At 69.7% G+C, this 21,826-nt stretch carries 19 protein-coding genes and 2 rRNA genes; 4 read left to right on the top strand and 17 right to left on the bottom strand.

The features are described from left to right. Positions 1–591, top strand: a 591-nt coding sequence (locus N5I75_RS16365) for a DUF4232 domain-containing protein (RefSeq protein ID WP_476678208.1), incomplete at its 5' end; no start/stop codon positions are given. 56 nt (positions 592–647) lie between these two features. Here N5I75_RS16365 and N5I75_RS16360 read toward each other — a convergent pair. From N5I75_RS16360 to N5I75_RS16330, 7 genes are all read right to left on the bottom strand, one after another. Further along, positions 648–1,823 (bottom strand): winged helix DNA-binding domain-containing protein, encoded by a 1,176-nt coding sequence (locus N5I75_RS16360; RefSeq protein ID WP_476678206.1) that lies wholly within the window; start codon positions 1,821–1,823, stop codon positions 648–650. A 52-nt stretch (positions 1,824–1,875) separates the two neighbouring features. Then, on the bottom strand, positions 1,876–2,868 hold the full coding sequence (gene hemB, locus N5I75_RS16355; RefSeq protein WP_394431748.1) for a porphobilinogen synthase: 993 nt from the start codon (positions 2,866–2,868) through the stop codon (positions 1,876–1,878). Between the two features lie 104 nt (positions 2,869–2,972). After that, positions 2,973–4,646 (bottom strand): bifunctional uroporphyrinogen-III C-methyltransferase/uroporphyrinogen-III synthase, encoded by a 1,674-nt coding sequence (locus N5I75_RS16350; RefSeq protein ID WP_476678205.1) that lies wholly within the window; start codon positions 4,644–4,646, stop codon positions 2,973–2,975. After that, a complete protein-coding gene (gene hemC / locus N5I75_RS16345) occupies positions 4,643–5,608 on the bottom strand; it encodes a hydroxymethylbilane synthase (RefSeq protein ID WP_476678203.1) in 966 nt (321 codons plus the stop codon). Before hemC ends, N5I75_RS16350 begins: the two co-directional genes overlap by 4 nt. Further along, the gene (locus tag N5I75_RS16340) at positions 5,605–7,260 is read right to left on the bottom strand and encodes a glutamyl-tRNA reductase (RefSeq protein ID WP_476678202.1); all 1,656 of its coding nucleotides are present in this window, start codon (positions 7,258–7,260) and stop codon (positions 5,605–5,607) included. The genes hemC and N5I75_RS16340 overlap by 4 nt, the downstream gene beginning before the upstream one ends. After that, positions 7,257–8,045, bottom strand: a complete 789-nt coding sequence (locus N5I75_RS16335; RefSeq protein WP_476678200.1) for a redox-sensing transcriptional repressor Rex — start codon at positions 8,043–8,045, stop codon at positions 7,257–7,259. The genes N5I75_RS16340 and N5I75_RS16335 overlap by 4 nt, the downstream gene beginning before the upstream one ends. A 332-nt stretch (positions 8,046–8,377) precedes the next feature. After that, positions 8,378–8,656, bottom strand: coding sequence for a glutaredoxin family protein (locus tag N5I75_RS16330; protein ID WP_476678198.1), 279 nt, complete (start codon positions 8,654–8,656; stop codon positions 8,378–8,380). Positions 8,657–8,821: 165 nt separating this feature from the next. Between N5I75_RS16330 and N5I75_RS16325 the strand changes: the two genes are divergently transcribed. From N5I75_RS16325 to N5I75_RS16315, 3 genes are all read left to right on the top strand, one after another. Next, positions 8,822–9,754 carry an HAD family hydrolase gene (locus N5I75_RS16325; protein WP_476679515.1) on the top strand — a complete coding sequence of 311 codons (933 nt, stop codon included), beginning with the start codon at positions 8,822–8,824 and terminating at the stop codon, positions 9,752–9,754. Positions 9,755–10,062: 308 nt separating this feature from the next. Continuing rightward, complete coding sequence (locus tag N5I75_RS16320) at positions 10,063–10,860, top strand: ECF subfamily RNA polymerase sigma factor, BldN family (protein ID WP_476678196.1); 798 nt, start codon at positions 10,063–10,065, stop codon at positions 10,858–10,860. A gap of 278 nt (positions 10,861–11,138) precedes the next feature. Further along, complete coding sequence (locus N5I75_RS16315; RefSeq protein WP_476678194.1) at positions 11,139–12,368, top strand: DUF5667 domain-containing protein; 1,230 nt, start codon at positions 11,139–11,141, stop codon at positions 12,366–12,368. A gap of 68 nt (positions 12,369–12,436) precedes the next feature. Here the strand turns inward: N5I75_RS16315 and N5I75_RS16310 are convergent, their stop codons facing one another. The 10 genes from N5I75_RS16310 to N5I75_RS16265 all read right to left on the bottom strand — a co-directional run. Further along, entirely contained in the window at positions 12,437–13,474 is a 1,038-nt protein-coding gene (locus N5I75_RS16310; RefSeq protein ID WP_476678192.1) for a lysophospholipid acyltransferase family protein, read from the bottom strand. 14 nt (positions 13,475–13,488) lie between these two features. Further along, positions 13,489–14,562 (bottom strand): NAD-dependent epimerase/dehydratase family protein, encoded by a 1,074-nt coding sequence (locus tag N5I75_RS16305; protein WP_476678190.1) that lies wholly within the window; start codon positions 14,560–14,562, stop codon positions 13,489–13,491. 266 nt (positions 14,563–14,828) lie between these two features. Beyond that, on the bottom strand, positions 14,829–14,927 hold the full coding sequence (locus N5I75_RS16300) for a 30S ribosomal protein bS22 (RefSeq protein ID WP_003948845.1): 99 nt from the start codon (positions 14,925–14,927) through the stop codon (positions 14,829–14,831). A gap of 158 nt (positions 14,928–15,085) precedes the next feature. Continuing rightward, positions 15,086–15,298, bottom strand: coding sequence for a helix-turn-helix domain-containing protein (locus tag N5I75_RS16295; protein ID WP_361079125.1), 213 nt, complete (start codon positions 15,296–15,298; stop codon positions 15,086–15,088). Positions 15,299–15,427: 129 nt separating this feature from the next. Next, entirely contained in the window at positions 15,428–16,243 is an 816-nt protein-coding gene (locus N5I75_RS16290) for a phosphatase (RefSeq protein WP_476678189.1), read from the bottom strand. 108 nt (positions 16,244–16,351) lie between these two features. Then, positions 16,352–17,527, bottom strand: coding sequence for an acetoin utilization protein AcuC (locus N5I75_RS16285; RefSeq protein ID WP_476678187.1), 1,176 nt, complete (start codon positions 17,525–17,527; stop codon positions 16,352–16,354). Next, on the bottom strand, positions 17,478–18,692 hold the full coding sequence (locus tag N5I75_RS16280; protein ID WP_476679514.1) for an MFS transporter: 1,215 nt from the start codon (positions 18,690–18,692) through the stop codon (positions 17,478–17,480). Before N5I75_RS16280 ends, N5I75_RS16285 begins: the two co-directional genes overlap by 50 nt. 68 nt (positions 18,693–18,760) lie before the next feature. Continuing rightward, positions 18,761–19,411 carry an HAD family hydrolase gene (locus tag N5I75_RS16275; RefSeq protein ID WP_476678185.1) on the bottom strand — a complete coding sequence of 217 codons (651 nt, stop codon included), beginning with the start codon at positions 19,409–19,411 and terminating at the stop codon, positions 18,761–18,763. An 82-nt stretch (positions 19,412–19,493) separates the two neighbouring features. Then, positions 19,494–19,610 (bottom strand): 5S ribosomal RNA (gene rrf / locus N5I75_RS16270). Positions 19,611–19,697: 87 nt separating this feature from the next. Then, positions 19,698–21,826 (bottom strand): 23S ribosomal RNA (locus N5I75_RS16265); the annotation flags it as partial.

The raw sequence follows: 21,826 nt of genomic DNA, 5'->3' as shown, positions 1-21,826 counted from the left end.
CAGAGCGGCGACGACGACAAGGCCTCCGGCGCGAACGGCTCCGCGTCCACGGCAACGTCCTCATCCCCCTCCTCCGCGGACACGTCCGCAGACACGTCCGCGGACACCGGCTCCGCCAACACCCCGTCCTCGAACGGCTCCGCCACCGAATCCGCCGAAGGCACCGGCAGCGGCGGCGGCCAGATCACCACCGGCCCCTGCAAGACCGCCAACCTCGCCTTCCACACCGCCCACGGCATGGGCGAGGGCGACTTCACCGTCGCCATGAAGAACACCGGCGACGCCTGCACCCTCAAGGGCTTCCCGGGCGTCGACCTCAAGGCCGACAGCGGCCCGGGCGCCATCAGCGCCCAGCGCACCAAGCTCGCCGCCCCGCTCGTCACCCTCAAGTCCGGCGAGGAGACCCGGTTCCACCTGCACTACCCGCGCAACGACAGCGGCGGCTCCGGCGTCGATATCACCCAGCTCGTCGTCACCCCGCCGAACGAGACCCACTCCAAGACCCTCCCGGTCACCATCAACCTCCCGGTCTCCGACAGCCCCACCGAGGCGGGCGTCACGGTGGACCCGGTGGGCACGGGCAAGCAGTAACCGCCATGCCGCGGAGCAGGCCCGGCCGGACACGCGGCCGGGCACCGCGACCCCGCCTACCCGAGCACCTTCGCCTCCGCCACCGGCAGCCCCTTCACCCACCAGTGGTCGTAACGCCGGTACGCGGCCTCGTCCCGCCCGGCGAGGAACGCGCGCAACCCCCGCGCCTCCCCCTCCAGCGCCTCCCACACCTCCCCCGCCAGCGGCCGGAACGCGCTCACCTCGATGCCCGCCCCGTCCGGTGCCATCCGCCAGACCCCGGCCACGTATCCGTCCACCAGAACCGTCGGCAGCACATCCCCGTTCACCCGGATCACGTGCTTGCGGTACTCGGGCGGGAGGACCCGGGCCCGGTCCGCGTAGGCGAGGAGCACGCTGTCCCACATCGGCAGCAGGCGTGGCGGTGCCCCCACCTCCTCCGACGGCCGGACGGCCCCGGGTACGTCGTAGAGCACGGTTCCGCCGGGGCCCGGCAGCTCCTCCAGGTCGTCGCCGAGCGCCGCCCGCACCCGGCCCTTCTGCACGAGGCCGAACTGCGCGATGTCCGCCACGGTCGCCGGCCCGAACCCCGCCAGGTACCGGCGGACCAGCACCCGCAGACCTTCCGCCACCGCCTCCGGGTCCCGCAGCGCGGGGCGGTGCGCCACAGCCGCCGACACATAGCGCTGCCCGGCCCCTGACACGTACGCCCACGGCGCGTCCTCGACCGGTGCGTGCCACAGCGGCGCGTACTGCCGCAGCATCCGCCACGCCGTGGGCGACACCGCGCCCTCGACCCCGGTCCGGACCCGCAGCCACTCCCCCAACTCCCGCGCCTCGCCCGCCGCTTCGGCCCGCTCCAGCAGCTCCGGCAGCAGCGCGTCCACGTCCGACTCCGTGATACCGGACGCCCTGAACCGGGGATCCCGCAGCCGCGCACCCCGTACCGTCGGCTCCACCGCCGCGCGAGAAGCCGCGTAGTCGTCGACGTGGACCGCGTGCAGCGTGATCCGCATCAGCGTCGACCTCACCACGCGGAACGCGGCGAACGCCGCGTCCAGGTCCGCCGCGCGGAACCCCGCCACCCGGTTCCACAGCGCCACATACGGCGAAGCGGGCTGCTGCGCCTGGAGCGCGACAACCCGCCGTACCGCGTCCTCGACCCCCAGCGGCTGCCGCCGAAGCAGCAACTGCCGGGCCAGAGTGGACCTGTTGAGGGCGCGCTCGGTGAGCGCTGCCGGTGTCGCTGTCATGACGGGGATTCTCCGCCACGGCACTGACAGCGGCCCCGGACCGGACCCCGGATCAGCCCAGCTGCCGCGCCACCTCGGTCGCCCAGTACGTCAGGATCATGTTCGCGCCCGCGCGCTTGATCCCGGTCAGCGACTCCATGATCGCCCGGTCCCGCTCGATCCAGCCGCGCTGCGCCGCCGCCTCGATCATCGCGTACTCACCGCTGATCTGGTACGCGGCCACCGGCACGTCCACCTCGTCGGCGACCCGCGCCAGGATGTCGAGGTAGGGCCCGGCCGGCTTGACCATGACCATGTCGGCGCCCTCCTCCAGGTCGAGCGCCAGCTCCCGCAGCGACTCCCGGATGTTGGCCGGGTCCTGCTGGTACGTCTTGCGGTCGCCCTTGAGCGAGGAGCCGACGGCCTCGCGGAACGGGCCGTAGAACGCCGACGAATACTTCGCCGTGTACGCGAGGATCGCCACGTCCTCGCGGCCGATCTGGTCGAGCGCGTCGCGGATGACGCCGATCTGGCCGTCCATCATCCCGGACGGGCCGACGACGTGGGCGCCCGCGTCCGCCTGGACCTGCGCCATCTCGGCGTACCGCTCCAGGGTCGCGTCGTTGTCGACCCGGCCCTGCTCGTCGAGGACGCCGCAGTGCCCGTGGTCGGTGAACTCGTCCAGGCACAGGTCGGACATGACGATCAGGTCGTCCCCGACCTCGGCCCGTACGTCCCGGAGCCCCTGCTGGAGGATGCCGTCCGGGTCGGTGCCGACCGTGCCCGCGCCGTCCTTCTTCTCCTCCAGGGGGACGCCGAAGAGCATGATCCCGGAGACGCCCGCCTCGACCGCCTCGGCCGCGGCCTTCTTCAGGGAGTCACGCGTGTGCTGGTACACGCCGGGCATCGAGCCGATCTCCACCGGCGCGTCGATCCCTTCCCGCACGAACGCGGGCAGGATCAGGTCGGCCGGATGCAGCCGCGTCTCGGCGACCATGCGCCGCATGGCGGGAGTCGTCCGCAGCCGCCGGGGCCGCGAACCGGGGAAAGAGCCGTACCGAGTCACTGGACTGTCACCTCGTCGTACCTACGTGTACCTACGTGTACCTGGACCGAACGAACCAGGGCGGGTACCCGGCTCGCACCCGGTACCCGCCCCCACTTCTCCTCCTACGGAGCCGCGCGCCTGCGCCGCGACCCGGGCCGCCGCTCGCTCGGCCGCGTCACCGGGTCACCGGCCTCGATCGCCGCGTCCCGGCGCCGGGCGCCGAAGTCGGCGAGCGCGGCGGCCAGCTTGAGCACCGACGGCTCGGGGGCCATCACGTCGACCCGCAGGCCGTGCTCCTCGGCGGTCTTGGCGGTGGCCGGGCCGATGCAGGCGATCACCGTCACGTTGTGCGGCTTGCCCGCGATACCGACCAGGTTGCGGACCGTGGACGACGAGGTGAAGAGCACCGCGTCGAAGCCACCGCCCTTGATCGCCTCGCGCGTCTCGGCCGGCGGGGGCGAGGCCCGTACGGTCCGGTAGGCCGTGACGTCGTCGACCTCCCAGCCCAGCTCGATCAACCCGGCGACCAGCGTCTCCGTGGCGATGTCCGCGCGCGGCAGGAACACTCTGTCGATCGGGTCGAAGACCGGGTCGTAGGGCGGCCAGTCCTCCAGGAGACCGGCGGCCGACTGCTCGCCGCTCGGCACCAGGTCCGGCTTGACGCCGAACGCGATCAGCGCGTTCGCCGTCTGCTCGCCGACCGCCGCGACCTTGATCCCGGCGAAGGCGCGCGCGTCGAGCCCGTACTCCTCGAACTTCTCGCGCACCGCCTTGACCGCGTTGACCGAGGTGAAGGCGATCCACTCGTAGCGGCCCGTGACCAGGCCCTTGACCGCGCGCTCCATCTGCTGCGGGGTGCGCGGCGGCTCGACGGCGATCGTCGGGACCTCGTGCGGCACCGCGCCGTACGACCTGAGCTGGTCGGAGAGGGACGCCGCCTGCTCCTTCGTGCGCGGGACGAGTACCTTCCAGCCGAACAGCGGCTTGGACTCGAACCACGACAACTGGTCGCGCTGGGCGGCGGCGGACCGCTCACCGACCACGGCTATCACCGGCCGGCCGCCCTCGGGCGACGGCAGCACCTTGGCCTGCTTGAAGGTCTGCGCGATGGTGCCGAGCGTCGCCGTCCAGGTCTTCTGGCGCGTCGTCGTCCCCGCGATCGTCACGGTCAGCGGGGTGTCGGGCTTGCGGCCCGCCGCGACCAGCTCACCGGCGGCCGCGGCCACCGAGTCGAGCGTCGTGGAGACGACGAGCGTGCCGTCGGACGCGCCGACCTCGCTCCAGCAGCGCTCGGAGGCGGTGGCGGCGTCCACGAAGCGGACGTCGGCGCCCTGCGCGTCCCGCAGCGGGACACCGGCGTACGCGGCGACGCCGGTGGCCGCCGCGATACCGGGGACGACCTCGAAGTCGATGCCCGCGGAGGCGCAGGCCAGCATCTCCTCGGCCGCGTACGTGTCGAGCCCGGGGTCACCGGAGACCGCACGGACGACCCGCTTGCCGCTGCCCGCGGCCTCCATGACAAGATTGGCCCAGTCCCTCAGAGCCGGGACCACGACGGCAGTTGACGCCCCGTCAGCGGCCGTGCGCCCCGGCGTGCCCGCGTCGAGCACGGTCACGCCCGCGGCGGCGTGCGTGCGGACGACGTCGAGCACTTCGGGCTCGGCGATCAGCACATCCGCTCGGGTCAGGGCCTCCACGGCCCGCAGTGTCAGCAGTCCTGGGTCACCGGGACCGGCACCCAGGAAGGTGACGTGCCCAGGTGCGCAGGCGGTCGGTTGAGGCGTGGTGGGGCTCAAAGTGCTCGCTCCCCCATCAGACCGGCCGCACCCTTGGCCAGCATCTCAGCGGCGAGTTCCCGCCCGAGCGCCAGCGCCTCGTCCTCCGACGAGGGCACGGGACCGGTGGTGGACAGCTGCACCAGCTCGGAGCCGTCGGTCGTCCCGACGACGCCGCGCAGGCGCATTTGATTGGCAATCTGCCCGTCGGCCAGGAGGTCGGCCAGCGCGCCCACGGGGGCGCTGCAACCGGCTTCCAGGGCGGCGAGCAGGGCTCGCTCGGCGGTGACGGCGACCCGGGTGAAGGGGTCGTCCAGCTCCGCGAGCGCGGCGGCGAGCGCACTGTTCTCCACAGTGCACTCGACTGCCAGTGCCCCCTGACCGGGGGCGGGCAGGACGGTGTCGGTCGCCAGGAAGTCGGTGGCTTCCCCGGCGCGACCTATGCGGTTGAGCCCGGCGGCCGCCAGGACGACGGCGTCGAGCTCCCCCTTCTCGACGAAGCCGATGCGGGTGTCGATGTTCCCGCGGATCGGCACGGTCTCGATGGTGAGTCCGTGGCTCCGGGCGTACGCGTTCAGCTGCGCCATGCGGCGCGGCGAACCGGTGCCGATCCGGGCCCCGGCCGGCAGGTCGGCGAACTTCAGCCCGTCCCGCGCGACCAGCACGTCCCGCGGGTCCTCGCGCACCGGCAGCGCGGCGAGCGTGAGCTCCCCGGGCTGCGTCGTCGGGAGGTCCTTCAGCGAGTGCACGGCGAAGTCGATGTCGCCGCGCACCAGCGCGTCCCGCAGGGCGGTGACGAAGACACCGGTCCCGCCGATCTGCGCCAGGTGCTCACGGGAGGTGTCCCCGTACGTGGTGATCTCCACCAGCTCGACCTCACGGCCGGTGAGCTGGCGTACGGCTTCGGCGACATGCCCGGACTGGGACATGGCCAGCTTGCTGCGCCTGGTCCCCAGCCTCAGTGCTTTGTCGGCGGCGGTCATGCCGGGCCTCGATTCTTGCCTACCGTGCCGCTGGCGGATTCACGGTCTCGGGGGATGGCCCGGGAGACGGCGGCGACCGTCTCCTGGTCCAGGTCGAACAGGGTCCGCAGCGCGTCCGCGTACCCGGCACCGCCGGGCTCGGCGGCGAGCTGCTTGACCCGTACGGTCGGCGCGTGCAGCAGTTTGTCCACCACGCGCCGCACGGTCTGGGTGATCTCCGCGCGCTCCTTCTCGCCGAGGCCGGGCAGCCGGCCGTCCAGGCGCGCGATCTCGCTGGTGACGACGGACGCGGCCATGGTGCGCAGCGCCACGACGGTCGGCGTGATGTGCGCGGCGCGCTGGGCGGCGCCGAACGCGGCGACCTCGTCGGCGACGATCGCGCGCACCTGGTCCACGTCGGCGGCCATCGGCGCGTCGGCGGAGGCGTCGGCGAGCGACTCGATGTCGACGAGGCGGACCCCGTCGATCCGGTGCGAGGCGGCGTCGATGTCGCGCGGCATCGCCAGGTCGAGCAGGGCGAGCGCGACGCGCTGCACCGGCTCGGGCTGCCGCTCGCGCCGCATCTCGGGCACCCGGCCCGCGGCAGCGAGGGCGGCGATGGTGGCGGCCTCGGAGGGCCGCACCCGCTCGCCCGGCGCGTTGTCGACCCAGGCGCCGTGCTGTTCGAGCGCGGCGGCGTCGAAGCCGGCGACGGCGGCCTCGCCCTCGACGGAGAACCCGCCGCGCACGGGCGCGCTCGGGTCGACGGGGCAGCCCTCGGCCGGCGCCTTGGCACCGGGTGCCGAAGGCTGCTGCGGCACGTCGGCGCCCGCGGTCGGCGTCCGGCCCGCGACGGCCGCGCGCACGGCGTCGGCGGTCAGGACGAGCCCGGTCGCGCCGGTGCAGGAGATGGCCACGTCGGCACGTGTCAGTTCGTCCGCCACGGCGTCCATGGCGACGGCACGGGCGGCGGTACCGCCCTCGCCCAAGATCTCTACGAGGCGCTCGGCGCGCTCAAGGGTGCGGTTGGCGACCACAACCTCGGCCACCCCGGCACGCGCGAGCGTCGCCGCGGCCAGCGAGGACATCGAGCCCGCGCCGATCACGAGCGCGCGCTTGCCCTGCGCCCAGGCGGCCACCGGCTCCTTCTGCGAGAGCTGTTCGAGCCCGAAGGTGACGAGCGACTGACCGGCCCGGTCGATCCCGGTCTCGGAGTGCGCCCGCTTGCCGACCCGCAGCGCCTGCTGGAACAGGTCGTTGAGGAGCTTGCCCGCGGAGTGCAGCTCCTGGGCGCGGGCGAGCGTGTCCTTGATCTGGCCGAGGATCTGGCCCTCGCCGACGACCATCGAGTCGAGCCCGCACGCCACCGAGAACAGGTGGTGCACCGCCCGGTCCTCGTAGTGCACATAGAGATAAGGAGTGAGCTCTTCCAGACCCACGCCGCTGTGCTGCGCGAGCAGCGTCGACAGCTCGGCGACACCGGCGTGGAACTTGTCCACGTCCGCGTACAGCTCGATGCGGTTGCAGGTCGACAGGAGCGCCGCCTCGGCCGCCGGTTCGGCGGCGAGCGTGTCCTGGACGAGCTTGGCCCCGGCCTCCGGGTTCAGCGCGGCCCGCTCCAGGATGGAGACCGGGGCGCTGCGGTGGCTCAGCCCTACGACGAGGAGGCTCATGCCGGCATCACGGCGGGCACGTCCCCGTCGGGTCCCTTGCGATCGGCAACGGTGGCGGGCTTGGTGACCTTGGCGGCCGGACCCTCGACGCCCACGGCGCCCTCGGCCGCCTCCATGGCGCTCTCGCCCGCCTTGCGCTGCTCGTGGAAGGCGAGGATCTGCAGCTCGATGGAGAGGTCGACCTTGCGCACGTCGACGCCGTCCGGCACGGAGAGGACGGTCGGCGCGAAGTTCAGGATGGAGGTGACACCGGCGGCGACGAGCCGGTCGCAGACCTGCTGCGCGGCGCCCGCCGGGGTCGCGATGACGCCGATGGAGACGCCGTTGTCGTCGATGATCTTCTCGAGGTCATCGGCGTGCTGCACCGGCATCCCGGCGACGGTCTTGCCCGTCATCGCCGGATCGGCGTCTATCAGGGCCGCCACGCGGAACCCGCGCGAGGCGAACCCGCCGTAGTTGGCGAGAGCCGCGCCGAGGTTACCGATACCGACCATCACGATCGGCCAGTCCTGGGTCAGGCCCAGCTCGCGCGAGATCTGGTAGACGAGGTACTCGACGTCGTAGCCCACGCCCCTGGTCCCGTACGAGCCGAGGTACGAGAAGTCCTTGCGCAGCTTCGCGGAGTTGACCCCCGCCGCAGCCGCGAGCTCCTCGGAGGAGACCGTGGGTACCGAGCGCTCCGACAGTGCGGTGAGGGCTCGGAGGTACAGCGGGAGACGGGCGACGGTGGCCTCGGGAATTCCTCGGCTGCGGGTCGCCGGTCGGTGAGTTCGGCCAGTTGCCACGGTGCTCCTGCGGGTAGAGCGGGGCTGCGGGCGGCTCGTAGTTCCTGGACCGCCCCGTCGAATGCAGGCTATGTCTTTGTGAACGCGTGCACAAAGATGGTGTCCGATTTGCCCGGCCAACGTGACCGGGGTCACGCGCCGCTGGGAAGCTTTAGTGGAACCGGCGCGCAGGTAGCCTCGTTGCATACCTGTGGGGGGCAAAACCGGACACCTTCCTTCAGATCCACGCCCCCCGAGACCAAACCGCCCCCGATCCTAAGCGACTTTGGGGATTAGTTGGACTCGTCGGTCAGTGATGTTCGCGACCGCGGGCGGCGCCCGTGCACGGACGGCTACCGCGTGAGCGCACGCCGCAGCCGCTCCTCCTGCACACGCCAGAAGTCGTGCTGCGCCCCGTCGATGAGAGTGACCGGGATCTGCTCCCAGTACTTGCGGTACAACTCCTCGTCCTCGGTGATGTCCTTGGCTTCCCACGCGGCGCCCACCTCGGCGCACACCTTCTCGATCACCGCCTGCGCGTCATCGCACAGATGGCACCCGGGCTTCCGGATCAGTGTGACGACACGCTCCTGCGGATTCTTCTTCTCACCACGCCGAAAAATGGGACTCATACCGGCCATTCTGACCCCGCCCTCTCCCCCCGTACGACGCCGGGATTTCACGGACCGACAGCTTCCCGAAATCCTCTCGACCCCGGAAGCACCGAACACAATGGCTATGCTCGCGCCATGTCCCGCCCGCCCGACCGCCGCCCCGGCAGGAGGCACGCCATGCCGCTGATCGGACTCGGATGGCTCACCCCTCGTAGGCGCCCCGCGACCGCGCGCAGTGTCCTCGCGGGCGAGGCGTCGGCGGAGGCCGCCCGCAAGACGTCCCAGGAGATCGAGGAACAGGCGCCGCCCGCCGAAACGGGAGAACCGGAATTCCCGGTTTTCGGCGACGACAAGGCCGCCGCCTTCTTCGACCTGGACAACACCGTGATGCAGGGCGCCGCGATCTTCCATTTCGGGCGCGGCCTCTACAAGCGGAAGTTCTTCGAGCGCCGCGAACTGACCCGCTTCGCCTGGCAGCAGGCCTGGTTCCGGATCGCCGGGGTCGAGGACCCCGAGCACATGCAGGACGTCCGCGAGAGCGCCCTGTCCATCGTCAAGGGCCACCGCGTCGCCGAACTGCAGTCCATCGGCGAGGAGATCTACGACGAGTACATGGCCGAGCGGATCTGGCCCGGCACCCGCGCCCTCGCCCAGGCCCACCTCGACGCGGGCCAGAAGGTGTGGCTCGTCACCGCCGCGCCCGTGGAGATCGCCACGGTCATCGCCCGGCGCCTCGGTCTGACCGGCGCGCTCGGCACCGTCGCCGAGTCCATCGGCGGCGTCTACACCGGCAAGCTCGTCGGCGAACCGCTGCACGGCCCCGCCAAGGCCGAGGCCGTCCGCGCGCTCGCCTCCGCCGAGGGCCTGGAGCTCGGCCGCTGCGCCGCCTACAGCGACTCGCACAACGACATCCCGATGCTCTCGCTCGTCGGCCACCCCTACGCGATCAACCCCGACGCCAAACTGCGCAAGTACGCGCGCGAACGGGAATGGCGGCTGCGGGACTACCGCACCGGGCGCAAGGCCGCGAAGGTCGGCATCCCGGCCGCGGCGGGCGTCGGCGCGGTCGCGGGCGGCACGGCGGCGGCCATCGCCCTGCACCGGCGCCGGCGCTGACGTCCGCGTTGACGGAGGGGCCTACCCGGCCCGGGGCCCCGGCAGTCCCGTTGCTACCACTCGGCCACAACAGGTCACCGGGATAGCCCCAACATGACCTGATCCGATCAGCAAACGGTCACTCTCCGGTGCTCAAACACTCGCCGATCGACTACAGAAGTGACGTAATCGATGATTTGAGCAACTCGGTGTAGCGCTCCCTGCACGAAGCGTTATTCTCCTCAGACGCATTCCGGTACCCACACGTCAGCACGACGAGTGAACGGTCCCGCACTGCACGTGATGGAAGCTCTGCCTCTGGGAGTCCCGTGTTTCAACACGTCGGGGTTGACGCCTCGGGCCTGGCTACGCTGCGCGCAACGGTCATCGACCGCTTGCGCGGCTTCGTCCCCACCGCGTACGCCGTCCCCGCCCTCGCCGTCGCCGTACCGGCCGGCCCGTGCTTCGCCATGGCCGATTCCGGTGCCGCCACCGTCGGCAGACGGACCAGGTCCGGAGCCGCCGGCGCGTCCGGCACCTCAACGGCGTCCGCCCCACGCCGTCCCGCCGCGGACAGCGACAGCGCCCGCATGATGGAGCTGGTCGAGCGCGCCCAGTCCGGCGAGGCCGACGCCTTCGGCCGCCTCTACGACCAGTACAGCGACACCGTCTACCGCTACATCTACTACCGCGTCGGCGGGAAGGCGACGGCCGAGGACCTCACCAGCGAGACCTTTCTGCGCGCCCTGCGCCGCATCGGCACCTTCACCTGGCAGGGCCGCGACTTCGGCGCCTGGCTGGTCACGATCGCGCGCAACCTGGTCGCCGACCACTTCAAGTCGAGCCGCTTCCGCCTCGAGGTGACCACGGGCGAGATGCTCGACGCGAACGAGGTGGAGCGGTCCCCCGAGGACTCCGTCCTCGAGTCCCTCTCCAACGCGGCCCTGCTCGAAGCCGTGCGACGGCTCAACCCGCAGCAGCAGGAGTGCGTCACGCTCCGCTTCCTCCAGGGCCTCTCCGTCGCCGAGACCGCCCGTGTGATGGGCAAGAACGAGGGCGCGATCAAGACCCTCCAGTACCGGGCCGTGCGCACTCTCGCCCGTCTCCTGCCGGACGACGTCCGCTGACGCCGCCCGCCCCGGCACCGGCGTACGGCGCCCCTCACCGTCCGCGATGCTCAACTCACCTTCTGTGAGGGCGAGATGAGATCGTGGTCGGATCATCTTTCGTCCGTAACCCAAGTGCCGCGCCGCTCGTTGAGCGGGATGCAGGCTCCCTGTGGTCACTCCTGGACCGGCTCCGCTCACTCGTTCGTGTGCATGTCGGCGCGGCGTGCAACCCTCAGGACCCCTTGGGGAGTCGACCACGTGGGAGTCGACCGTCATGACGAGAGGAGGTGCCGCCAGTGATCGCGAACGTATCGGCACACCGGCGGGCGAACGCCTTCGCCCAGGCCCTGGAGGACCAGTCCGACCTGGACCCGGCGGCGCAGCAGCCGGAGGAACCGGAAGCCCAGGCGGGCGACCGGACCGATCGGACCGAACAGGGCAGGCTCCTGTCCCTGGCCTCCGGCCTCGGCGAACTGCCCAGGCCGAGATTGGACCCCGAGGTCAAAATGGTGCAGCGGGCCCAGCTCGTCGCCGCCATGGAGGCCATGCTCCAGGAGGGCACCGGCCCTGCGGTACCGGAGCAGCGGGCCCGGACCAAGGGAGCGCACCGGGCGAGCCCCCTGCGCAAGCTGCGGCCCCGCACCCGCCTGACCAAGGGGCTCGCCGCGGGCGGCCTCACGGTCGGCGTGGCCGCCGGTGCCTTCGGCGGAGTGGCCGCGGCCAGCTCCAACGCCCTGCCCGGTGACAACCTCTACGGCCTCAAGCGCGGCATGGAGGACTTCAAGCTGGGCCTGGCCGACAGCGACTCCGACCGCGGCACGCTCTACCTCGACCAGGCGTCGACGCGGCTCAGCGAGGCGCGGCGGCTGATGGAGCGCGACCGCAGCGGCCCCCTCGACCACGAGTCGATCGGCGAGGTCCGCCGCGCGCTCTCCGGTATGCGCTACGACGCGTCCGAGGGGCACCGGCTGCTCAGCGCCGCGTACAAGCGGGACGGCTCCCTCGGCCCGATCCAGGCGCTGAACGCGTTCTCGGAGTCGCACCGGCGCAGCTGGCAGGCGCTCAGCGACCGGCTCCCGGTCCAGCTCGGGGACGTGCGGGACGAGGTCAGCTCGGTCTTCGACGCCATAGACGAAGAGGTCGACCCGCTGCGCTCCCTGCTCCCCAAGACCCCGACCCGGAGCGGCGCCCCGGCCACGGGCCGCACCGGCACCACGGCACCGGGGACGTCCGGCACCGACCGGGCCGCCCCGTCCCACCCGTCCGGCACGGACCACCACGGCACCAGCTCCACCAAGCCGCAGCCGTCCAGCTCCGGCAGCGGCACGAGCAAGGAGGGGGACGGCCTGCTCGGCGAGACCACCGGCGGCCTCCTCGACCCGCCGAAGGACGAGACGAGCCCGCCCCCGTCGGACGACGACGGCAAGCTCGACACCCCGCGCGTCCCGAAGCCCGACGTGACACTGCCCCCGCTCCTACCGGGCCTGCTCCCCGGACTGGGCATCGACGCGGAGGACGCGGACTAGCGGTACGAGCCAGCAGTACGTGTGCGTGAGGGCCCGGGGTTCGCCCCGGGCCCTCACGCTTGCCCGGCCTAGAAGAACACCGACCGCCGCTGCACCAGCAGCTTGTACAGCGTGTGCTGGATCTGTTCGCGGACCTGGTCCGTCAGGTTGAACATCAGCATCGGGTCCTCCGCCGCCTCCGGCGGATACCCGTCCGTCGGGATCGGCTCCCCGAACTGGATGGTCCACTTCGTCGGCAGCGGCACCGCCCCCAGCGGCCCCAGCCACGGGAACGTGGGCGTGATCGGGAAGTACGGGAAGCCGAGGACCCGCGCCAGCGTCTTCGCGTTGCCGAGCATCGGGTAGATCTCCTCCGCCCCGACGATCGAGCACGGCACGATCGGCGTCCCGGCGCGCAGCGCGGTCGACACGAACCCGCCGCGCCCGAACCGCTGGAGCTTGTACCGCTCGCTGAACGGTTTTCCTATGCCCTTGAACCCCTCCGGCATCACGCCGACCAGCTCACCGCTCTCCAGGAGCCGCTGCGCGTCCTCCGCGCAGGCCAGCGTGTGCCCGGCCTTGCGCGCCAGCTCGTTGACGACCGGCAGCATGAAGACCAGGTCGGCCGCGAGGAGCCGCAGATGGCGTCCGGCCGGATGGTTGTCGTGCACGGCGACCTGCATCATCAGCCCGTCGAGCGGCAGCGTCCCGGAGTGGTTGGAGACGATCAGCGCCCCGCCCTCGGCCGGGATGTTCTCCACGCCCTTCACCTCGACGCGGAAGTACTTCTCCGCGACCGGCCGCAGCAGCGACATCAGGACGTGGTCGGTGAGCTCCTTGTCGTAGCCGAACTCGTCGATCTCGTAGTCCCCGGTGAGCCGGCGCCGCAGGAACGCGAGCCCGCCCGCGACCCGCCGCTCCCAGCCCCCGCCCTCCTCGGCCACTGGCGCTTCCTGCGACGGCGCAGGCTCCGGCTCCGAGCGCTGCACGGGCAGCGACTTGATCTCGTGCACGTCACCGGCCCCCACCGGCTCGCTCTTGCGCCGGCCCTTGCGGCGCCCGCCGCCCTTCCCGGTGGCCCCCCGCGACCTGTCGTCGTCGAACCGAATGACCTTGGCGTCCGCCATCGTGTCCGCGCTCCTCAGTTGGCGCTCTGCGTCGGGGGGTGGCTCGGTGTGCGTCCGCCGGTCAGGAACGGCAGCGACGCGATCCTTTCGACGGCTCCCGCCACCGCCTTCGGCGGAAGGAGCCCTGGGCCCCGGCCGCGGACGAAGTCCTCGAAGGTCTCCGCGGTCGAGTACAGGGGCCGGAAGCCCAGCGTGTCCTTCATCTGGGCCGTCGACACCATCCGCCCATGCGTGAGCAGCCTGATCTGCTCGGGCGAGAAGTCCGTCGCACCCAGCGTACGCAGCGCGCCGCCGACCCAGGTCACCGCGGGCAGCAGCACCGGGACGGTCGGCCGGCCGAGCCGCCGCGAGCACTGCGAGAGCAGCAGCACGCCGTCACCCGCGATGTTGAAGGTCCCGCTGTTGAGCGTGGAGCGCTCGGGTTCGCGCGAGGCGAGCCGCAGCACCTCGATCACGTCGTCCTCGTGCACGAACTGCAGGCGCGGGTCGTACCCGAACACGGTCGGCAGCACGGGCAGTGAGAAGTACTCGGCGAGCGGCGAATCGGCCCTCGGCCCGAGGATGTTGGCGAACCGCAGCACGCACACCGCGACGTCGGGGCGGCGCCGGGCGAACCCGCGCACATACCCCTCGACCTCGACGGTGTCCTTGGCGAAGCCGCCGCTCGGCAGCGACTTCGGCGGCGTCGTCTCGGTGAAGACGGCCGGGTCGCGCGGCGCGGACCCGTACACGTTCGTACTGGACTTCACGACGAGCCGCTTGACGCTCGGCGCCTTCTGGCACGCGCCGAGGATCTGCATCGTGCCGATGACGTTCGTCTCCTTCACCGAGCCGCGGCCGCCACTGGCGAGCGGCGTCCCGGTGACGTCCATGTGCACGACCGTGTCGACGGAGTGCTCGGCGAGCACCCGCGCGATCGTCGGCTGCCGGATGTCGGCCTGGAGGAAATCCGCGCCGCCCAGATGGTGCGCGGGCGGCACCGCGTCCACACCGATGACCCGGTCCACTTCCGGGTCCCGCTGGATGCGCCGTACGAAGCGGCCCCCCAGCTGCCGGGCCACCCCGGTCACGAGCACGACCTTGCCCAAGATCAGCGCCTACCTTCCGTCCCCAGCCCCGCCGCGCTCCACGCCCCCGTGTTCGCGGCTCACGTTAGCGCTTCGTCGTTGCGCTGTGATGTCCACCCGATGCAGGAAGTGACGACAGCCACAGGCGTACGTACAGCCCAGAGCCTGCTCCGCGCGGTGCCGATACCATGAGTGCCTGCACCAACTTGTCCGAAACGCACTGCGGCCCTCCCACCGTACGAAAACGGTGGAAGGGCCACAGATCGCGCTGTCGGTACAGCGGTCGCTTACTTCTTGTTGCGACGCTGCACACGCGTGCGCTTCAGCAGCTTGCGGTGCTTCTTCTTCGCCATCCGCTTACGCCGCTTCTTGATAACAGAGCCCACGACTACCCTCGCTCACTTCTCGGACAACCCCCGCGGTGCGGGGACAATCACTCGGTGCGGGGCTGCATTGGGGCCCACACGACCTACGGAGGGCCAGCGTACCCCGCCCGGGCGCCGAGCTAGAAATCGAGGGGTCGATCAGCCGGACTCAGCCGGTCTCAGCCCGTCTCCACCCCCACGTAGGACTCGCGGAGGTACTCGTGAACCGCTTGCTCGGGGACGCGGAAGGACCGCCCCACCCGGATCGCGGGCAGATGACCGCTGTGCACCAGCCGGTACACGGTCATCTTGGACACTCGCATGACAGAGGCGACTTCCGCCACGGTCAGGAACTGCACCTCGTTCAGAGGCCTACCTTCACCAGCAGCCATGACACACCTGAACCTTCCGCACTCGACGGCCACCGGCTTCCCCTTCCGGTGACTCAACGTCGTTGCGTGCTCACTCCCCAGACTAGGGGCGTGTGGTGCGAGTGGGGAAGAGGAGCAGCGATCGGCCGCCTACTGTGACAGACACGCTCGATTGAGTACATAGCGAGTAAGCGGTCGGTAGTAATCAGACCGCACAGCGTCATCAAGCGGAACGACGACGGACACTCGCCCCTCCGCCTCACCGACGAACAGCGCGGGATCATCGGTATCGGCCAGGCCGATGGCATCGAACCCCAACTGACCTGCACCGCAGACCCATCCGTGGTCTCCGATGACAAGGTGCGGAAGGGGCCATCCGGCCTCCGCGCACCCCGCCAGGGCGGTGCGAACCGGGAGGGGGGAGTGGGTGTGCGCGCCGGGCTCAGCGCCGGGGGCGCAGGCGCCGGGTTCGCGCACCAGCGCGACTCCTCGTACGTAGTCAAGGTTGTACGTACGTAGTCCGAACCGGGTCGTTATGTCGACACTCTGACCCTGCGCCGGGGTGAGGACGGGGCATCCGAGCGCCGACAGCGCGTCCGCGAGAGCGGCGTAGAAGCCGAGCAGGCGGTGCGGATGTCCGGTCCCGAAGAGTACCGGGGAGCGCTCGTGGGCGGCCCTGCCGAGACGGTCCCCGAAGGCGTCGAGCGCCGCCAGGGTCAGCTCCGGATCAATGACGTCGCACCCCGAGGTGTGCCCGGGATCATTCGATACGCCGCACTTGTCGGCCATGAGGGCGAGCAAATCCCGCTGCCCCCAGGCCCATTCGGGATCGAGGCCGAGCAGCACCCGCGGGTCGCGCGCCTCGAACAGGCGGTAGCTCCGCAGGCTCTCCTCGCGGGAGGTCGTCACAGGCCCGGCAAGGCGAGCCGCCAACAGGTGCGCACGCAGGGCGCCGGTGCTCAACACGCCCCCGATGCTGGCGCATTGCCCGCCCGGATACCGCCGAAAAGCCCCGAACACCCCACAGTCGGAGTAACGCGACCCCAAAGTCCCGTTGCCCGACGCCCGTGTTGGCTAAGGCAGCAGCCCGCGCAGCGGGAACGCCGCCTTCCGGGTCGCCAGGATCGCCTGGTCGAGCCGGTCGGCCGGGTCGTACCCCGCCTCCCACTCGCGGTGCTCGACGGGCCAGCGCCCGTCCGTCATCCGCCCCGGCGCCAACTGCCGCGTACGGGCGTACACGTCCTGCCGCCAGCTCTCCGGCGTCAGCGTCTCGGGCGCCACCTCGCGCCCGGCGGCGATGGCGACCAGATGCGTCCAGGAGCGCGGCACGACGTCCACGACCGCGTACCCGCCCCCGCCGAGCGCCACCCAGCGCCCCTCCGCGTACGTGTGCGCCAGATCGTGGCAGGCGACCTGCACGGCCCGCTGCGCGTCGAGCGAGACCGCGAGGTGGGCGAGGGGGTCCTCGAAGTGCGTGTCGGCCCCGTGCTGCGTCACCAGGACCTGCGGCCGGAACTCGGCGAGCAGCTCGGGCACGACGGCGTGGAAGGCCCGCAGCCACCCGGCGTCCCCGGTCCCGGCCGGCAGCGCCACATTGACCGCCGACCCCTCGGCGGCGCCCTCGGCGCCGGTCTCCTCGGGCCAGCCCGTCTGCGGGAACAGCGTCCGCGGGTGCTCGTGCAGGGAGACGGTGAGAACGCGCGGGTCCTCCCAGAACGCGGCCTGCACCCCGTCCCCGTGGTGCACGTCCACATCCACGTACGCGACCCGCTCGACACCGAGTTCGAGCAGCCGGGCGATGGCGAGCGCCGCGTCGTTGTACACACAGAACCCGGACGCGGAGCCCGGCATGGCGTGATGCAGCCCGCCGGCGAAGTTCACGGCGTGCAGGGCCTCCCCCCGCCACACGGCCTCGGCGGCCCCGACCGACTGCCCGGCGATCAGCGAGGACACCTCGTGCATCCCGGCGAAGGCGGGATCGTCGACGGTCCCGAGCCCGTACGCCTGGTCGGCCGCGTCCGGATCGAGGGAGGCGGCCTTGACCGCGTCCACGTAGTCCTGGCGGTGCACGAGCCGCAGCGTCGACTCACCGGCCCGCTTGGCCGCGACGACCTCCACGTCCCGGTCGAGCCCGAAGGCATCGACGAGGCGCCGGGTCAGATCCAGTCGGACGGGGTCCATCGGGTGTCCTGGCCCGAAGTCATACCCCGTCACCGCCGGGTCCCACATCAACTGCGCGCGGCCGCTCATGCCTGCCACCGTATCGGTCCGCCCCGGATCCGAACGAAGGGGCGTACACCAGCGTCACGAGCACCAGCGCCATCGGTACGAGCATGGCCCACCGATAGCTCCAGGCGTCACCCAGCGCCCCGACAAGCGGCGAACCGATCAAAAAGCCCACGTAGTTGAAGATATTGAGCCGCGCGATGGCCGCGTCCGACGCCCCCGGGAACATCCGCCCGGCAGCGGCGAAGGTCTGCGGCACGATGACGCACAGCCCGAGCCCGAGCAGCGTGAACCCGGCCATCCCCACCCAGGCCCCGGGCGCGATCGCCACCACCCCGAACCCGGCGGCGGCGATGATCGTCCCCGCCCGCACCACGGCGACGGCCCCGAACCGCCGCACCCCCACATCGCCGACGGCCCGCCCGATCAGCGTCATCACCATGTAGACGTTGTACGGGACGGTCGACAGCTGCTCGGAGCTGCCGAGCACGTCCTGCAGGTACTTCGCACTCCAGTTGGAGACGGTCGAGTCCCCGATGTACGCGAAGGTCATCACCAGACACAGCGGCAACAGCATCTTGAAGACGAGCCCGCCCGCCTGCTCCCGAACGGCCTCCTCGACGGCACGGACATCGGCATCGACGTACCACCGGCTCCCGACGAACAGGGCGGGCACGAACACCACGACACAGGGCAGATACAACACGAACAAAGACAGGTCCCAGTGCGCCCCGGCCCAGGCCAGCGAGGCGCCCACGATCCCGCCGAGGCTGTACGCGGCATGGAACCCGAGCATGATGCTGCGCCCGTACGCCCGCTGAAGACTGACCCCCAACATGTTCATCGACGCGTCGAGCGCCCCCACGGCGAGCCCGAACGCGGCGAGCGCGACAGCCACTTCCCACATGCTGTCCCCGGCGCCGACGCCGAGCAGCGCCAGGAGCGCGACGGGCTGCGACCACCGCAGCACCCGGCTGGGCCGCACCCGCTTCACCAGATGCTCCGTGCCTACGCTGCCGACCCCGGCCAGGATCGGCACGGCGGCCAGGAACACGGGCAGCAGGCCGTCGGAGATCCCGTACTGGTCCTGGAGCGCGGGGATCCGCGTGACAAGGAGCGCGAAGGCCGCCCCCTGGGCGAAGAAGCTGAACCCCAGCGCTTGCCGCCCGCGGCGCATCACGCCGGTTATGCCATCGGTCATGGCGGCACAGCGTAGGCCCCAGGAATACCGGTGGGTAGATGGATCACCGACTCAGTTCAGCTGCCGGTCAGGAGGGCAGGCAACTCTCGCATGTCGGCGAAGAGTCGCCGGGCCCCGCCGAGCCGCTCGGCCGGGGTCATGGCGGTGAACCCGTACACGTCCATCCCGGCGGCGACGCCGGCCTGCACACCGAGCGGACTGTCCTCGACGACCAGGCACTTCTCGGGCGCTACGCCCATGCGCTCGGCGGCGTGGAGGAAGAGGTCGGGGGCCGGCTTCCCGCGCCCCACATCCTCCGAACTGAAGATCCGCCCTTCCTCAAACCACTTGTCGAGCCCGGTCGTCCGATGCCCGACGCGAATCCGCTCATGGCTCCCGGAGGACGCGACGCAGTAGTCCACCCCGTCGGCGGTCAGCCTCTCCAGGACGTCGACGACACCGGGAACGGGCTTGAGCTCCTGCTCGAACGCGTCGAAGACCCGCCCGTGGAACACGTCGTCGAAGTCCGCGGGAAGCCGCTTCCCGGTCCGCTCCGCGATGAGGTCGTGCACGCGATGCATGGCGGCGCCCATGTAGTCACGCAGTGAGTCCTCGTACGAGGTCGGGTGCCCGAGCTCGGTGAGATAGCCGGCGAGGAGGGTGTTGGAGATCGGCTCGCTGTCGACGAGGACGCCGTCATTGTCGAAGATGACGAGTTCATAGCGCATACGTCGAACTGTAGACGCCGGAAACGCCCGTGAACGCAGAAAAGCCCCGTGCCATCGGCACGGGGCTTTCCCTTAACAATTAGTTCGGCGGCGTCCTACTCTCCCACAGGGTCCCCCCTGCAGTACCATCGGCGCTGTGAGGCTTAGCTTCCGGGTTCGGAATGTAACCGGGCGTTTCCCTCACGCTATGACCACCGAAACACTATGAAACTGTCAACCGCACCGCATGTGACCTTATGCGGGGTTGTTCGTGGTTTCAGAACCAACACAGTGGACGCGAGCAACTGAGGACAAGCCCTCGGCCTATTAGTACCAGTCACCTCCACCCGTTACCGGGCTTCCAGATCTGGCCTATCAACCCAGTCGTCTACTGGGAGCCTTAACCCCTCATGGGGGTGGGAGTCCTCATCTCGAAGCAGGCTTCCCGCTTAGATGCTTTCAGCGGTTATCCTTTCCGAACGTAGCCAACCAGCCATGCCCTTGGCAGGACAACTGGCACACCAGAGGTTCGTCCGTCCCGGTCCTCTCGTACTAGGGACAGCCCTTCTCAAGACTCCTACGCGCACAGCGGATAGGGACCGAACTGTCTCACGACGTTCTAAACCCAGCTCGCGTACCGCTTTAATGGGCGAACAGCCCAACCCTTGGGACCGACTCCAGCCCCAGGATGCGACGAGCCGACATCGAGGTGCCAAACCATCCCGTCGATATGGACTCTTGGGGAAGATCAGCCTGTTATCCCCGGGGTACCTTTTATCCGTTGAGCGACGGCGCTTCCACAAGCCACCGCCGGATCACTAGTCCCGACTTTCGTCCCTGCTCGACCCGTCGGTCTCACAGTCAAGCTCCCTTGTGCACTTACACTCAACACCTGATTACCAACCAGGCTGAGGGAACCTTTGGGCGCCTCCGTTACTCTTTAGGAGGCAACCGCCCCAGTTAAACTACCCATCAGACACTGTCCCTGATCCGGATCACGGACCCAGGTTAGACATCCAGCACGACCAGAGTGGTATTTCAACGACGACTCCCCCTGAACTGGCGTCCAGAGTTCACAGTCTCCCACCTATCCTACACAAGCCGAACCGAACACCAATATCAAACTGTAGTAAAGGTCCCGGGGTCTTTCCGTCCTGCTGCGCGAAACGAGCATCTTTACTCGTAGTGCAATTTCACCGGGCCTATGGTTGAGACAGTCGAGAAGTCGTTACGCCATTCGTGCAGGTCGGAACTTACCCGACAAGGAATTTCGCTACCTTAGGATGGTTATAGTTACCACCGCCGTTTACTGGCGCTTAAGTTCTCAGCTTCGCACACCCGAAAGTGCACTAACCGGTCCCCTTAACGTTCCAGCACCGGGCAGGCGTCAGTCCGTATACATCGCCTTACGGCTTCGCACGGACCTGTGTTTTTAGTAAACAGTCGCTTCTCGCTGGTCTCTGCGGCCACCCCCAGCTCAGAGTGCAAGACTCATCACCGGTGATGGCCCCCCTTCTCCCGAAGTTACGGGGGCATTTTGCCGAGTTCCTTAACCATAGTTCACCCGAACGCCTCGGTATTCTCTACCTGACCACCTGAGTCGGTTTAGGGTACGGGCCGCCATGAAACTCGCTAGAGGCTTTTCTCGACAGCATAGGATCATCCACTTCACCACAATCGGCTCGGCATCAGGTCTCAGCCTTGATGTGCGACGGATTTACCTACCGCACGGCCTACACCCTTACCCCGGGACAACCACCGCCCGGGCTGGACTACCTTCCTGCGTCACCCCATCACTCACCTACTACCAGATCGGGTCGGCGGCTCCACCACTTTCCATTCCCCGAAGGGTCCGGAACGGCTTCACGGCCTTAGCATCACTGGATTCGATGTTTGACGCTTCACAGCGGGTACCGGAATATCAACCGGTTATCCATCGACTACGCCTGTCGGCCTCGCCTTAGGTCCCGACTTACCCTGGGCAGATCAGCTTGACCCAGGAACCCTTAGTCAATCGGCGCACACGTTTCTCACGTGTGTATCGCTACTCATGCCTGCATTCTCACTCGTGAACCGTCCACCACTAGCTTCCGCTGCGGCTTCACCCGGCACACGACGCTCCCCTACCCATCACAACCGCCGTTTGGGCTGTTGCATGAATGACACGACTTCGGCGGTACGCTTGAGCCCCGCTACATTGTCGGCGCGGAATCACTAGACCAGTGAGCTATTACGCACTCTTTCAAGGGTGGCTGCTTCTAAGCCAACCTGGTTGTCTGTGCGACTCCACATCCTTTCCCACTTAGCGTACGCTTAGGGGCCTTAGTCGATGCTCTGGGCTGTTTCCCTCTCGACCATGGAGCTTATCCCCACAGTCTCACTGCCGCGCTCTCACTTACCGGCATTCGGAGTTTGGCTAAGGTCAGTAACCCGGTA

Source organism: Streptomyces sp. R818 (genome assembly GCF_056172735.1).
Note: the sequence above shows the minus strand (reverse complement) of the source record. Positions and strands in the feature narration are given on the sequence as shown.

Excerpts from the sequence above, each read along its gene's own strand:
- N5I75_RS16310 (WP_476678192.1), bottom strand. The coding sequence starts at position 13,474 with ATGGCGGACGCCAAGGTCATTCGGTTCGACGACGACAGGTCGCGGGGG.
- N5I75_RS16295 (WP_361079125.1), bottom strand. The coding sequence starts at position 15,298 with ATGGCTGCTGGTGAAGGTAGGCCTCTGAACGAGGTGCAGTTCCTGACC.
- N5I75_RS16330 (WP_476678198.1), bottom strand. The coding sequence starts at position 8,656 with ATGAGTCCCATTTTTCGGCGTGGTGAGAAGAAGAATCCGCAGGAGCGT.
- N5I75_RS16340 (WP_476678202.1), bottom strand. The coding sequence starts at position 7,260 with ATGAGCCTCCTCGTCGTAGGGCTGAGCCACCGCAGCGCCCCGGTCTCC.
- N5I75_RS16275 (WP_476678185.1), bottom strand. The coding sequence starts at position 19,411 with ATGCGCTATGAACTCGTCATCTTCGACAATGACGGCGTCCTCGTCGAC.
- N5I75_RS16360 (WP_476678206.1), bottom strand. The coding sequence starts at position 1,823 with ATGACAGCGACACCGGCAGCGCTCACCGAGCGCGCCCTCAACAGGTCC.
- hemC (WP_476678203.1), bottom strand. The coding sequence starts at position 5,608 with ATGACCGCCGCCGACAAAGCACTGAGGCTGGGGACCAGGCGCAGCAAG.
- N5I75_RS16285 (WP_476678187.1), bottom strand. The coding sequence starts at position 17,527 with ATGAGCGGCCGCGCGCAGTTGATGTGGGACCCGGCGGTGACGGGGTAT.